The following is a 14526-nucleotide window of genomic DNA, read 5'->3' as shown; positions in this document are numbered from 1 at the left end:
TTGACTGTAATGGAGAGAAAGAATGGTAGCGTTGATCTGGATAGTGGTATGCGGTCTGGTCGCATTTTTCGCCTTCAAGAACTGGGATGGCGGGTTTGGTCGGTTTGTTGAAAAATGGGTGCCCGATGCGCTCAAGGTAGATGACAATGACCGTTATCTGTGGAGTGGTGTGGTGGGTGTGCTGGTCGCCACTTTGATTGTTCGTCCCATTTCAATGTTTCTCACCCTGATCCTCCTGGCGATCATCGCCTATGTGGTCCAGAAGGTCATGGTCTGGGCGCTCAGCAAGGTTCATTGAACCCTGGCGTCGCCGTAGTGAAAAGCCCGGTTTCTTCCGGGCTTTTTTACGTCTGCACTTCGGTGTGAGCAGGCATGATTTCCCTGATGAGCCAGTGGGACGTGAAACGAGCGTGTGCAGGAGTGCAGCCTTGATGCAGGTTCACACGAGTACCTCGGGCGGTGGCACGTGGTGGAATCAGGCCGGAGGGCATTTTCCTGCGTGGCTGAGGAGCTGGCTGGCGCCATTTTCGATTGGAAGCACTTTCAGACACCTCAGACTTTGACGATGTTGGGCAGCAACATGGCTGGTACATCGCCATTTCAATACCACTGCGTCCGTGTGAGGGCGGGCTCTGCAGGTGATTTTACCAAACGCGTGCTGTAAAGCGCCTTGGACCTTTGGCACAAAAAAGCCCGCACAAGGCGGGCTTTTCACGACAGTTCGTATCAGCGCTGGTTTACGACGCTGTCGAACTCTTTCCTGATGGCCTCATCCGGCTCCTTGGTCATGAGCGAGACGACAATGATCGCGATGTAGGAGAAGATCACACCCGGAACAATCTCGTACAGATCAAAGATACCACCACTCAACTCGGACCATACCAGTACCGTAATGCCACCGACCAGAATGCCTGCGAGGGCACCCCAGCGGTTCATGCGCTTCCAGTACAGGGACAGGATGAGTGACGGACCAAAGGCAGCACCAAAGCCGGCCCAGGCATAGGACACCAGAGTCAGAACGCTGGCATCCGGGTTAAGGGCCAGGAGGTAGGCCAGCAGGGCAATGCCCAGTACCGATATGCGGCCAACCCACATGAGCTCCTTCTGCGAGGCATCCTTGCGGAACAGAGCCTTGTAGAAGTCATCAGCCAGTGCCGAGGAAGAGACCAGCAGCTGTGAGTCCGCGGTTGACATGACCGCCGCCAGAATGGCGGCAAGCAGGATGCCGGCGACCGCAGGATGGAAGATGAAGTTGACCATGATCATGAAGATCTTTTCACCATCTGCCAGATCGCGCGGTACGTAAACCAGTCCCAGCAGGCCGATGCAGACGGCAGCAACCAGACCCAGCATGGACCAGATCACGGCAATGCGGCGTGCGGTGGGCACATCGTCCGGGCTGCGGATGGCGGAAAAGCGCGCCAGAATATGCGGCTGGCCGAAATAGCCAAGTCCCCATGCCAGGGAAGAGACAATGGCAATCCAGGTCAGGTTGTCGCCGGTCGCTGCGTCACGGAACCACTCAAGCAGCAACGGATTTTCCGCATTGATACGGGCAATGGAATTGCTGATCCCACCCATGTCGAACACGGCTACGATTGGCACTACAACCAGCGCAGCGGCCATCATCAGACCCTGGATAAGGTCGGTCCATGAAACCGCAAGGAACCCGCCAAAGAAGGTGTAGGAAATGATGGCAATCGTGCCGAAGGTGACCGCCCAGAAGTAATCGATCCCGAAAACGGTATTGAACAGCTTGCCGCCGGCAACCAGCCCGGAGCTTGTGTAGAAAAGGAAGAATACCAGGATGAAGATGGCCGAGATAACGCGAATGGCGTGGCTGTTGTCCCGGAAGCGCCGCTCGAAGTACTCGGGCAGTGTCAGGGAGTCGCTGGCCACGAAGCTGTAGATGCGCAGACGGCGCGCTACCAGCAGCCAGTTCAGCCAGGTACCTGCCAGCAGGCCAAAGCCGATCCAGGCTGCGGAGAGGCCACTCATGTAGGCCGCGCCAGGCAGGCCGAGCAGCAACCAGCCTGACATGTCGGACGCGCCGGCAGAAATGGCCGAGGTCCAGGGGCCCAGCGAACGGCCGCCGAGAATGTAGTCGGATAAATCACTGGTGCGCTTGTAGGCGAGTACACCGATCCCCAGCATAAGAAGCAGGTAGACGGCGAACGTTATGCCAATCAGTAAACTGTTTTCAATCATGGTATGTTCCTCGGGTTATTGTTATACGAGCACGGCAGACAGGTGCCGTGCTCGCCTGGGGCTATTACCTATTCGTCACCCAGTGCCAGCAGGGAGGCGTTTCCGCCCAGCGCTGCCGTATTGATGGTACGGGTCTGTTCCGTACCGAACCGCAACAGGTAGTGGGGACCACCTGCCTTGGGGCCGGTACCGGAGAAGCCCTGACCACCGAAGGGTTGTACGCCAACCACCGCACCGATGATGTTTCGGTTGACGTACACGTTGCCGACACGAATGCGTCCCGCGACGTGGCGTGTGAACGATTCGTTGCGGCTGTGTACACCAAAGGTGAGGCCAAAGCCCTTGGCATTGATGGTATCAATCACCTGGTCTATCTCGGATGCCTTGAAAGTGGCAATGTGGAGTATCGGCCCGAACTGCTCGGTCTCCAGCGTATCGATACCATCAATTTTGAAGGCAGTAGGTGCAATGAACGAGCCCTTGGACACGATGGACTCATCGACCGGCGTTTCGGCTACCAGCCGATTTTCACCCTTGAGCTTGTCGATATGTGCCTGCAGGCCCTTGCGTGCATCTTCATCGATGACCGGCCCGACATCGGTAGACAGCAGTGACGGGTCACCGACGCTGAGTTCTGCCATGGCTCCCTTGAGGGTGTCGATTACCCGATCGGCCACGTCTTCCTGAACATACAGTACGCGCAGGGCAGAGCACCGCTGGCCTGCACTCTGGAAGCTTGAGCCCACTACGTCGGATACCACCTGTTCCGGCAGGGCCGTGGAATCGACAATCATGGCATTAAGACCGCCGGTTTCAGCGATCAGTGTCGGCAGGGCGGCATTTTCGCGCGCGGCCAGCGAGCGGTTGATGATCTGGGCGGTGTGAGTCGAGCCGGTGAAGGCAATACCGGTGATGCGCGGGTCGCTGGACAGGACCGCGCCGACCGTCGGACCGTCGCCGGGCAGCAGCTGGACCACGTCCTTCGGCATGCCTGCTTCATGCAGCAGTTCGATGACACGCGAAGCTACCAGCGACGTCTGCTCTGCCGGCTTGGCAAGCACGGTGTTACCGGCGACGGCTGCGGCGATGGTCTGACCGCAGAAGATCGCAACCGGGAAGTTCCATGGGCTGATGGTGGCAAATACACCTCGGCCCATCATCATGAGTTCGTTGGACTCACCGGTCGGCCCCGGAAGCAGGGTGGCTTCGCCGAACACTTCACGGGCACGGGCTGCATAATAACGGGCAAAGTCCACGGCCTCGCGAATCTCGTCGACACCGTCAGTCAGCAGCTTGCCGCCTTCACGAGTACACAGGGCCATCAGCTCGGCCATGTTGGCTTCAAGCTTGTCCGCGAAGCGCTCAAGAATGGCGCTACGCTCTTCAACCGGGGTGGCATCCCAGCCCGGGAACGCCTTCCATGCCGCTTCGACGGCCTTCTCGGCTTGGCTGGCAGTTGTCCACTGGATGCTGCCGACTACCTGCTCATGGTCGTACGGAGAGATGACCTTTTTGACCTGTGAATCATCCTCGGGCACATCAAAGCCGAGCAGCGGGCGATAATAATATTGCTTGTCCATGAAACGGGCCATGTCATCGACGAGCGGCTGGTATTGACTGTTGATATTCAAGTTCACACCTTTTGAATTCCGACGGCCTGAGCCATAGATATTGGGCGGTAGCGGAATGCGACGGTTGGAATAGGACGCGTACTGCCTGAGCGTATCCACCGGATGGATGCACAGGTCCTCGACAGGCACCTTGGGGTCGACCAGCTGATGGACAAACGAGGAGTTTGCGCCATTTTCAAGCAGGCGTCGGACCAGGTAGGGCAGTAGATCCTTGTGAGCGCCTACCGGGGCATAGATTCGGCAGTAGGTGCCCTTCGGCGCACGCTTGAGCGCTGCATCATAGAGCGCCTCACCCATGCCGTGCAGTCGCTGGAATTCGAAGGGACGATTGCGTTTACCGGCAAGATCCAGCACGGCACTGATGGTGTGCGCGTTGTGGGTCGCAAACTGGGGGAAGATGCGTCCGTCGGTGTTTTCCGACAGCAGGAACTTGGCGCAGGCCAGATAGGAAATATCGCTGCAGGCCTTGCGCGTAAATACCGGGTAGGCTTCCACGCCGATCTGCTGGGATTCCTTGATTTCGGTATCCCAGTACGCTCCCTTGACCAGACGAATCGGAATTTCGTCGCCCTGTTCGTCAGCCAGCCGGTTCATCCACTGAAGGACGGGCAGGGCACGTGAGGAATATGCCTGTACTACCAGTCCGAACTTGCCCCAGCCCTTGCACACGGCGTGGCTGTAAACGGCCCGGAATACTTCCAGTGACAGCTCGAGACGATCTACTTCTTCTGCATCGATGGTCAGTGCAACGTCACGTTCCCGGGCCATCTTAACCAGTTCACGTACGGTAGCCGACAACTCTTCAAGGACCTGGGTGCGCCGTGCGAATTCATAGCGCGGGTGCAGGGCGGACAGCTTGATCGATACGGACGGTGACGGTGTGGTATCACCCAGCTTTTTGACAGCTCCGCCAACGGCTTCAATGGCGCGGGCATAATCGTCGAAATAGCGTTTGGCATCCTTGCGGGTCAGTGCTGCCTCGCCAAGCATGTCGTAGGAATAGGTATAGCCCTTGTTGAACAGGGGCTTTGATCGCTTGAGGGCTTCGTTGACATCTCTCCCCAGGACAAACTGGCGCCCCATGACCTTCATGGCCTGCATCATGGCCTGACGAATAACCGGCTCGCCCATCCGGTTGACCATCCTGTTGATGAAGGTCGCCGGTCGGCCATCTTTCGGCTTGTCCATCTTGAGGACGTTCCCGGTGGTCAAAAGACCCCAGGTCGAGGCATTGACAAACCATGACTCGCTCTTGCCCAGATGGGACTTCCAGTCGGCCACACCCAGCTTGTCATCAATCAGTGCATCAGCGGTAGCCGGGTCCGGTACTCGCAGCAGTGCTTCTGCCAGACACATCAGCAGAACACCTTCCTGGGTATCCAGGCTGTATTGCTGCAGGAGTTCATCGATGGAATCCACGGAGGTATCCATCGCGCGGACTTCGCGTACCAGCGTGGCAGCCTGATCACCGACGCGCTTCAGATCACGGTCGTCGGTATAGATCAGTTTGATCAGGGCCTCTACATAGGCATCTTCATCAACAATGTAATGATCGCTGATCTGCTTGAAAAGGTGATTCAGGGGTTGCTGCCAGGTGGCGGCGTCGAGCATTTGATCGGTCGATAGCATGTGGGTTCCTCTCGAGGCCATGAATAGCGCAGTAGGGTCTCTGTTGTCGGGAAACAACAGGAAATTTGTTGGTGTTATTCCCGGGGAGGGAAGGATGCGCCTTGCGGTGACTTTACGTTCTGCCGGGGGTGGCGTCTTGTCATTTTCAAGGAGTCGCATGTCAGAACTGCGGAAGGTGTGTCTCTTTGTCGCGCTCAGGTCTGCCGAAGGCGCTCGCGGGTAGGGGCGTAACCGAAATGGCGCCGATAGGCATGGGACAGGGCGCTCTGGTTGGCAAAGCCGCATTGCTCGGCGATGGCCGTCAGCGAGGAGGCGCTGCTTCGAAGCAGAAACCGGGCCTGAGCCAGCCGTTGCCGCATGACATACTGGTACGGTGGCATGCCTGTCTGCTCACGAAACAGGGCACTGAAATGGGCAGTACTCAAAAACATCAGCTGGGCCAGGCCCGAAACATGGACCCCCTCGCGCATGTGTCGATAGATATAGTCATCGATGGCGGTGAGGTCGAGTCGCTGGGTAGCATGCCCGTGGGTAAAGAGCCGATGATAGATGCTGCTCAGCAGGGTTGTTGCCAGCAGATCATTACCGGTCCCGGCTGGCTGTTGATCGATTTCCTTGACCATGAAGGCCAGGTAGTGGGCCAGCCCTTCATCGATTTCAAAATAGCGGGGTACTTCAAACAGACGGCGATGCCGATAGTAAAGGCCTGATACGGGCTGTGAGTTTTCCGGCAGATCGAGAATCAGCTGGCGATTGCTGCCAATGCCTGCAAAGGCATGCTCTCGCCCCGCAGGCACCAGGCAGCCCTGAAAGGGACCGATTTCTCCTCCCTGGCCATCGATCACGAAGGCGGCTCGCCCGGACAGGCCAATGACAATCTGAAAATGATCATGGGCATGATGCTGGCTGACGGCATCCAGCGGAGCGATGCGAATCAGATGGCGTGATGCGCTGGTCATGAAGCACTGCTCCTTCCTGTCGGCGTGCTCAGGCTGAAACACCCAAAAGGCCAAGGCGAGCGGCGAGATGACTGCGCAGGGCGTCCAGCTCCTCCATTCCGGCGGCTGAAAACAGCCGGCCCTGTCGTTCAAAGCGCCAGGGCTGCCCGTGCTGCTCCATGATGATCTGGCAGCGCCGACGAACGCCCTCCAGGTAGTCATCATGTCGTATTGGATAACCTATGACCGCATTCCATTGATGTTCACTGAGGCGATGGTCAAGCGCTGCTTCCAGCAGGTCCAGCAGCTGGCCCGGCTCGGTGCGATAACGCGAAGTACGGCGTGAAAGCACCAGCGCTACCACCATGAAACCCAGAATGACAAGGCAAACGGAAAAGGTCAGAAGATATAGTGCCATGGACATCGCCTCTGACAGCTTCAGGAAAGGAGTATTTTAACACGTAGTCCGGCTGTGAAACGAGGCTGAACATGGGTGGCAAAAAAACGGCCTCTTCAGGAAGAGGCCGTTTTGATGAGCTGCGCGGTCGACTCAGGAACGTTGCATGCGTTTTCTGAGTACCGGTCCCACGATATAAGGCAGTACCAGACCCAGAATGGCGACGGCCCAGATGCCGATGGCCAGTGGCGTGCCCCACAGTACACTCCAGTCCCCATCTGACAGGGTCATGGCATGACGCAGGTTTTTCTCCATTTCAGGCCCCAGCAGCAGGCCCAGAATCACGGGTACCAGCGGAATTTCGGTTTTGCGCAGGATATAGCCCAGCACCCCGAAGGCCACCATGAAGTACAGATCAAAGGGCGAGTGGCTGATGGAATAGATGCCCACGATGGCTACCAGCGTCACGATCGGCATCAGGTACTTCGGCGGCACTGACAGCAGTTTGACGAAAATACCGATCATCGGGATGTTGAGCAGCAGCAGGAGCACGTTACCGACCAGCAGTGCGGCAATAACCCCCCATACGATGTCTGCATGCTGCTGAAACATCATTGGGCCCGGCGTAATGTTGAGTGACACCAGCATGGCCAGAAGGACCGCCGTGGTACCACTGCCCGGAATCCCCAGCGTCAGCATGGGAACGAGTGCACCATTGGCTGCGCCATTATTGCCGGCTTCCGGCGCGGCTACGCCGCGAGGATCACCTTCTCCGAAGCGGTTTTTGCTGCCGAGGATCCGTTTTTCAACGGTGTAGCTCAAAAAACTGCCCAGTGAGGCGCCGGCGCCTGGCAGTACCCCGGCAATAAACCCGACGACACCGCAGCGAAGGCTGGTCGGCAGAACAGCGATTACTTCCTTGATGCTGATGGTCAGCTTGTTCATTTTGACCATGCTTTCTCCTTCACCCATGTGCTTTTCGATGAAAAACAGGAGTTCGGAGATGGCAAAAAGGCCTACGATGGCAATGATGAAATCTATGCCTTCAAACAGTTCCAGGGTGTTGAACGTATAGCGAGGCTGGCCGGTAGAGATATCGATACCGATGGTCGACATCATCAGACCAAGTGCTGCTGCCACAATGGTCTTGACCGGATTCTTGCCGGTAATGCCGCCCAGGGTAGCAAAGGCCAGCACGAAAAGGGCAAAGTATTCTGCTGCTCCGAAATGCAGGGCAAAGTCAGCCAGTACCGGCGCCAGGATAATCAGGCCGATCGTGGCCACTATGCTGCCGATGAACGAGGCTACCGCTGAAATGGTCAGTGCCTCGGCAGCCTTGCCCTGCTGTGCCATGGGGTAGCCGTCCAGGCAGGTCATCATGGCTGGCTCGTCACCCGGGATATTCAAAAGAATCGAGGAAATCCGACCACCATACATGGCGCCGGCGTATACGGCTGTCAGCATGATCAGTGCCGATTCCGGCGGCAGGCCCAGCGTAAAGGCCAGAGGAATGAGAATGGCCACGCCATTGGCCGGACCAAGGCCTGGAAGGGCGCCGATCAAGGTGCCCAGGAAGGATCCGATCAATGCCAGTAATAGATTGGTTGGCGTCAGGGCAACACTGAAACCATCCATCAGGTAATTGAGTGTTTCCATCAGCCCAGCTCCAGAATGCCGTCAGGCAGGGTGAGTTCAAGCCCGTAGTTGAAAATGACAAAGGCCACTACGGCACTGACAAGCCCGGTCATCAACGCCTTGAGCGGTGGGGCCTGCATGCGCCAGCTGAGCAGGGCAACAGCCAGGGTGGTCATGATCACGAATCCGACCGTTTCAAGCAGTGCGGTGTAGACCACCAGAATGACGATGATGCCGATAAGCTCCACCAGCGTTTTCCCTACCGGCCAGGCTTCATCCTCGTCCGGCTTGAGCATCATATAAAGGCTGCCAAGCCCCAGAACGACAGCCAGTAGCGTGGGGAACGTTGACGGTCCGATGGCTTCACTGCCCCCCATGGGCTCGGGGAACTGTTGTGCCTGCCAGCCGTACGCGACGGCCAGCAGGAGGAAAAGGGCTCCGAACAGGCGATCATTGATCCTCATTTTGTCAGGCCGATTTCTTTGGACAGTGTGCTGATATCCTTGATCTGTTGATGTACGTAGTCCGAGAATTCCTGACCTGAAAGATGGAAGGGCATCAGTCCGTTTTGCTTCATGACCGATTTCCAGGCGTCCGTGGCGTAAAGCTGATCCATGGTCTTGACCCACCACTGGTAGCTGTCATCCGACACCTTGCCGGGCATGTAGAAACCGCGCCAGTTGGCACCGACCGTATCCACCCCTTGTTCCCTGGCTGTCGGAATGTTGTCCAGCGGCTCCGGCAGTCGTTCGTCAGACAGCACGGCGAGAACCTTCAGGTCGCCGGACTCGATAAAACCTACCGATTCGGAAATGTCGCCGGTAAAGGCCGTAATGTGGCCACCCAGGATCTGCGTGATGGCTTCACCGCCATTATTGAAGGACAGATATTTGATGCGCTTGATCTTGTCTACCCCGGCGGCCTCGGCTGTCTGGAGTACCTTGAGGTGGTCCCAGCCGCCGGTTGCACTGCCGCCGGCAAAGGATACCGAGCGTGGGTCCTTCTTGATGGCTGCAATCAGGTCATTCAGTGAGTTGTAGGGGGAGTCCTTGCCAACTGCAATGATTCCGTAGTCTGCTCCCAGCGCCGCGACCCACTTCACCATGTCGGCACTCATGCCCGGGAACTGCTTTTGTGCCAGGCGGGTGGTGGTTGCCGTACTGGCCGCCACAATCAATTGATCATCGGTGCTGCGTTTGCTGATGGTGTGAGCGAAAGCTACGCCGCCACCGGCACCAGCCATATTGGTGGTCTGAACGCTGGCCGGCACGATGTCCTGTTGCTCAAGGAGTCGGCCAACACTACGGCAGGTGAAGTCCCAGCCGCCGCCCGGGTCAGAGGGCGCGATGCAGTCAACCTTTCCATGCGGTTCAAACGCCAGTGCGGAGCCGGCAGCGAACGTAAGGGTAGTGGCCGCAAGCCAGGCCATGGGAATCGTTTTTTTCATTGAAGTGCTCCTCGCAGACCGGTTTTCGAACCTTACAATTCTGTAAGGTAGAATATTGTTCTCTCAGACAAAATCTAGCGACCGCTACGCTGGCTGTATAGACACCTTTGGTCTAGTTGACGAAAGGTGCAGGGAGGAAGCGGCATCTGGATCGAAAACATGGGATAATTCCCCATCGGTTACGACATCAACAGTTGCAGGAGATTAACGTGAGCTCATTTTTACACCAGCTGCCCAAGGTCGAGTTGCACTTGCACATTGAAGGAACGCTGGAGCCCGAGCTCATGTTCGAGCTTGCTCGCCGCAATGAGGTAACGCTGCCTTTTGATTCGGTCGAGGCTGTCAGGGCTGCCTATGACTTCGAGGATCTGCAGTCCTTCCTTGACCTCTATTATCAAGGCATGAACGTGTTGTTCACCGAAGCGGATTTCTATGATCTGACGTGGGCCTACCTCACGCGCTGTCAGGCCAACAATGTGGTCCATACCGAGCTTTTCTTTGATCCGCAGGCTCACCTGTCACGCGGGGTGGCGCTGTCAACCCAGCTTGAGGGGATTACCCGGGCATGTCAGGACGCCGAGCGGGAGATGGGTATTTCCAGCGCCATCATCCTGAGCTTTTTGCGCGACATGACCGAGGAGCACGCCCTTGAAACCTACGAAGCGGCACTGGCGTATCGCGAGCATTTCATCGGGATCGGCCTTGATTCTGCCGAGGTGGGCAACCCGCCCGAGAAGTTTGCCCGGGTCTTTGATCGTGCCCGTGAAGACGAATTCCACCTCGTGGCACACGCCGGGGAAGAAGGGCCTGCCAGCTATATTCGAAGTGCGCTGGACACCCTGGGGGTCGAGCGTATTGACCACGGCATTCGGTGCCTTGATGACGAGGCACTGGTAGAAACCCTGATTGCCCGCCGCATTCCATTGACGGTCTGCCCGTTATCGAATGTCTATCTCAAGACCGTTCCCGACATGACCGGCCATCCCTTGCCCGCCATGATCGAGCGTGGCCTGTGTGTCACCATCAATTCCGATGACCCGGCTTATTTTGGCGGGTACATGAATGCCAATTACGAGGCTGTTCAGAACGCCTTTGCATTTTCCCGTGATACCTGGGTACTTTTGACACGCAACGCCATTGAAGCAGCATTTGTAACGCCAGCACGTCGCGAAGCGCTTTATGCCCAGCTTGAAAAGGCCACAGGTAATCCCTGAAATAAATCGTCGGTTTTATAATGTGTCATAGCGCTCCAGTCGGAGCGCTTTTTTATGGTGGTGTGGCCTGTACATCATTAAACATTAATGAGTCGATGTAGCCACTATATTATTTTTTGTATATTAACGTAGATTAAATAGACCCTTGTCGCGGATTATTGGATGATTAAATGATATTTAATCCGCAGGCAGTGATCATGAGTGTAGATGCAAAGGGAAGGATGGACTGGATTGATGCGGCCAAGGGGGTCTGTATTGTTCTGGTTGTACTCTATCACGCCGTTTATTTCATGATGGATGCCAGTACTTTCAATCAGACGCTGGCGCACAAGGTCTGGTATAACCTCGTCATTGCCCTCAAGCCTTTGAGAATGCCGCTGTTTTTCCTGATCTCCGGACTGCTTGCACATTCAGCCATCGTCAAGCGGAGTTGGGGGGATTCCATCAGGCCTCGGCTTTATCTGATGCTTTGGCTTTATGTGTTGTGGTATCTGGCGCGCACGGTAACGGCCTGGCTTCTGGCGCATTATGCCAATACTGCAGCAGTACCCAATGCCGGTGAACTGCCTGCAGGGCCTGGCGAACTGCTTTCAACAATACTGAATGGTACCAACGGTGTGTGGTATCTATATGCGCTGGCGATTTATTTTGTCGCGTTCAAACTGATGCGCCGGTATGGCCATGCGGCGGTACTCGTTTCCCTGATGCTGTCGATCTTTTCGATCTCGTTTATTCATAACTGGGGCATCAAGGGCATTGCGGAAAATGCTTTCTTTTTCGCCGTTGGCTGTTTTTACCGGGAACAGTTGCTGCTGGCATTTCGGGAGTTCAGTCTCAAGCGATTTCTCTGTTTCTCAACGCTGACCTGTCTGCTGTTACCGACTGCGGCCTATTATGACTGGCTTTATGTACCGGGCGGGCGAACATTGCTGGCCATTTTCATGGTGCTGGCAGGTCTGGACTTTTTCTGTCTGGTATCCCGCTATCTGTCGCTGAAGACTACCTGTTACATGGGGCGAAATACCCTTCCGATCTATGTCATGCACAAAATGACCATCCTGCTGACCTGTCAGCTTGTTCTGCCTTTTGCCGAACTGGGCCTTTATTCTGAACTGAGTGCCGCTGTGCTTCCGATCATCGCAACAGCTGTCAATATTGCGGTGTGTCTGGGGGTCTACAGGCTATTGAATCAGGGAGCAGGCAAGGGGCTTTTCTCACTTCCGCAGTGGCAGCAGGGGATGTTGCTGTCAGGCAGGCGCTGAATATTCATGCATAAAAAAAGCTGCCCATAAGGGCAGCTTCCACGTGCCGAGATATTCTCAGCCGCAGATCTGACCAGCAGTACCGGAGAAATAAGAGGTAGTGGTGGTAGAAGTAGTCTGGGAGTAGGCATAAGCGCCGGCAGTAACGCTGACAGTTACGATAACAGTTGTAACGATTTTAGCAGTGAAAGCCTTGAACATTTCATATTCCTTGGAGTTTAGAATAATGGTTTTTCGTAATCCTGAAGCATGTAATCATACTTCGGGCGCAAGTCTAAGTTAGATTTCAGCTAATGTCTGTGCCGTGATAGCCAACAAATACATTTTTTGTGTAGATTTTCGTTACAAATTGATATATGACCAAAGTATAACGAGTATCGCCTTCTGAAGGTAAGGGTCAGTAGTTGTTTTTGAACGTAAGAAGAGGTGATTTTCGTCGAAAAACGCTTATCTGTTTCTGCTGCCCGGGTTGGCGCGATGGCAGTGTTCGATGGTCACTATAAAAAGGGCAGCCCTCTCGGGGCTGCCCTTTTTTGATGTCTAACCGTGGCTGCTGTCGATCAGTGCCGGAAATGGCGCATGCCGGTGAAGACCATGGCAATACCGGCCTCATTGGCAGCATCGATGACTTCCTGATCCCGCATGGAACCCCCTGGCTGAATAACCGCCTTGATGCCTGCGGCGGCGGCATTGTCGATGCCATCCCTGAACGGGAAAAAGGCATCGGAGGCCATGACTGATCCCTTGACCTCAAGTCCTGCGTGTTCAGCCTTGATGCCGGCGATGCGTGCCGAGTTGACACGACTCATCTGGCCTGCACCGACACCGACAGTGCGCTGATCACTGGCATATACAATCGCATTGGATTTGACAAACTTTGCTACGCGCCACGCAAACAGCAGGTCAGCGAGCTCGGCATCGCTTGGTGCGCGCTCTGTCACCACGACAAGCTCTTCCTTCTCGACCATGCCCTGATCGAGGTCCTGCACCAATAGGCCGCCCTTGACACGCTTGAAGTCAACATCGCCGGAGAGGGGGGTGCCTGACCACTCACCACATTCGAGCAGTCGTACATTGGCCTTGGCCGCTACGATGTCCTGAGCTTCGGTACTGATGCTCGGTGCAATGATGACCTCAACGAACTGACGCTCGACAATAGCCCTGGCGGTGTCTGCATCCAGAGAACGGTTGAAGGCGATAATGCCGCCGAAGGCAGATTCACTGTCCGTGGCAAAGGCCCGCTCGTATGCATCCAGCAGGCTTGTCTGGCTGGTTGCCACGCCACAGGGATTGGCATGCTTGACGATGACGCACGCCGGTACGTCGAAGCTTTTGACACATTCGAGCGCGGCGTCGGTATCGGCCACATTATTGAACGACAGTGCCTTGCCCTGTAGTTGCCGGGCAGTCGAGATGCTGGGCTCGCTGGCATGGGGGTCAATATAAAATGCGGCCTTCTGATGAGGATTCTCCCCGTAGCGCATGGACTGCTTCTTGTCGTACTGCGTCGTCCAGGTCGCGGGGAAGCCATCGTCTTCGATCTGCTGGCTCAGGTAGGTCGCAATGGCCGCATCGTAGCCTGCGGTATGTTCGAACGCCTTGACCGCCAGGCGGTACCGGAAGTCGTCACTGACGGCCCCCTGACAGGTATCCAGCTCGGCGATGATATCGTTGTAGTCATGATGACTGACGACAATCGATGTCCAGGCATGGTTCTTTGCGCAGGAGCGCACCATGGTCGGGCCGCCAATATCAATATTCTCGACAGCTTCGCCCAGGGTGCAGCCTTCCTTGAGAATGGTTTCACGGAAGGGGTAGAGGTTGACGACCACCATGTCGATCGGAGCAATATCGTGCTCTGCCATGACTGCATCATCCTGACCGCGGCGTCCCAGAATGCCACCATGGATTTTGGGGTGCAGTGTTTTGACACGGCCATCCATGATTTCGGGGAATCCGGTGTGCTGCGATACTTCCGTGACGGGAATGCCGTTGTCACTAAGCAGCCTGTAAGTGCCACCGGTCGATAGCAGTTCAATGTTGCGGTCTGCCAGCTGCCTTGCAAAGGCAACGACATCGGTCTTGTCGGATACGCTCAGCAGGGCGCGGCGAACGGGCAGGCGTTGATCAGTCATGATGCTCCGAAATCAGTGAAGTGGCGGGAG

The 14526-nt window shown here is 56.0% G+C and carries 11 protein-coding genes; 3 read left to right on the top strand and 8 right to left on the bottom strand.

The genetic code is table 11. The features are described 5' to 3' along the window. Positions 1 to 22: 22 nt before the first annotated feature. Positions 23 to 298 (top strand): hypothetical protein, encoded by a 276-nt coding sequence (locus NAT21_RS08310; RefSeq protein ID WP_250937231.1) that lies wholly within the window; start codon positions 23 to 25, stop codon positions 296 to 298. Between the two features lie 428 nt (positions 299 to 726). Here the strand turns inward: NAT21_RS08310 and putP are convergent, their stop codons facing one another. The 7 genes from putP to NAT21_RS08275 all read right to left on the bottom strand — a co-directional run bounded on the left by putP (position 727) and on the right by NAT21_RS08275 (position 9885). Continuing rightward, positions 727 to 2208, bottom strand: a complete 1482-nt coding sequence (putP, locus tag NAT21_RS08305; RefSeq protein ID WP_250937229.1) for a sodium/proline symporter PutP — start codon at positions 2206 to 2208, stop codon at positions 727 to 729. A 68-nt stretch (positions 2209 to 2276) separates the two neighbouring features. Continuing rightward, a complete protein-coding gene (putA, locus tag NAT21_RS08300) occupies positions 2277 to 5468 on the bottom strand; it encodes a bifunctional proline dehydrogenase/L-glutamate gamma-semialdehyde dehydrogenase PutA (RefSeq protein WP_250937227.1) in 3192 nt (1063 codons plus the stop codon). A gap of 194 nt (positions 5469 to 5662) precedes the next feature. Continuing rightward, positions 5663 to 6427 (bottom strand): AraC family transcriptional regulator, encoded by a 765-nt coding sequence (locus NAT21_RS08295; protein WP_250937224.1) that lies wholly within the window; start codon positions 6425 to 6427, stop codon positions 5663 to 5665. A 28-nt stretch (positions 6428 to 6455) separates the two neighbouring features. Continuing rightward, the gene (locus NAT21_RS08290) at positions 6456 to 6824 is read right to left on the bottom strand and encodes a hypothetical protein (RefSeq protein ID WP_250937221.1); all 369 of its coding nucleotides are present in this window, start codon (positions 6822 to 6824) and stop codon (positions 6456 to 6458) included. 132 nt (positions 6825 to 6956) lie between these two features. Further along, positions 6957 to 8459, bottom strand: a complete 1503-nt coding sequence (locus tag NAT21_RS08285; RefSeq protein ID WP_250937219.1) for a tripartite tricarboxylate transporter permease — start codon at positions 8457 to 8459, stop codon at positions 6957 to 6959. Continuing rightward, positions 8459 to 8902, bottom strand: a complete 444-nt coding sequence (locus NAT21_RS08280) for a tripartite tricarboxylate transporter TctB family protein (protein ID WP_250937216.1) — start codon at positions 8900 to 8902, stop codon at positions 8459 to 8461. Before NAT21_RS08280 ends, NAT21_RS08285 begins: the two co-directional genes overlap by 1 nt. Further along, complete coding sequence (locus tag NAT21_RS08275) at positions 8899 to 9885, bottom strand: Bug family tripartite tricarboxylate transporter substrate binding protein (protein WP_250937214.1); 987 nt, start codon at positions 9883 to 9885, stop codon at positions 8899 to 8901. Before NAT21_RS08275 ends, NAT21_RS08280 begins: the two co-directional genes overlap by 4 nt. 209 nt (positions 9886 to 10094) lie before the next feature. Here NAT21_RS08275 and NAT21_RS08270 point away from each other — a divergent pair, with 209 nt between their 5' ends. Continuing rightward, positions 10095 to 11099 carry an adenosine deaminase gene (locus NAT21_RS08270; RefSeq protein WP_250937205.1) on the top strand — a complete coding sequence of 335 codons (1005 nt, stop codon included), beginning with the start codon at positions 10095 to 10097 and terminating at the stop codon, positions 11097 to 11099. A 197-nt stretch (positions 11100 to 11296) separates the two neighbouring features. After that, complete coding sequence (locus NAT21_RS08265; RefSeq protein WP_250937202.1) at positions 11297 to 12361, top strand: acyltransferase family protein; 1065 nt, start codon at positions 11297 to 11299, stop codon at positions 12359 to 12361. Between the two features lie 560 nt (positions 12362 to 12921). Here the strand turns inward: NAT21_RS08265 and purH are convergent. Then, a complete protein-coding gene (gene purH, locus NAT21_RS08260; protein ID WP_250937200.1) occupies positions 12922 to 14496 on the bottom strand; it encodes a bifunctional phosphoribosylaminoimidazolecarboxamide formyltransferase/IMP cyclohydrolase in 1575 nt (524 codons plus the stop codon). Between the last annotated feature and the right edge of the window lie 30 nt (positions 14497 to 14526).

Source organism: Larsenimonas rhizosphaerae (genome assembly GCF_023700005.1).
GTDB classification, from domain to species: Bacteria; Pseudomonadota; Gammaproteobacteria; order Pseudomonadales; family Halomonadaceae; genus Larsenimonas; species Larsenimonas rhizosphaerae.
The sequence above is the reverse complement of the archived record's forward strand: the minus strand, read 5'-3'. Positions and strand labels throughout refer to the sequence as shown.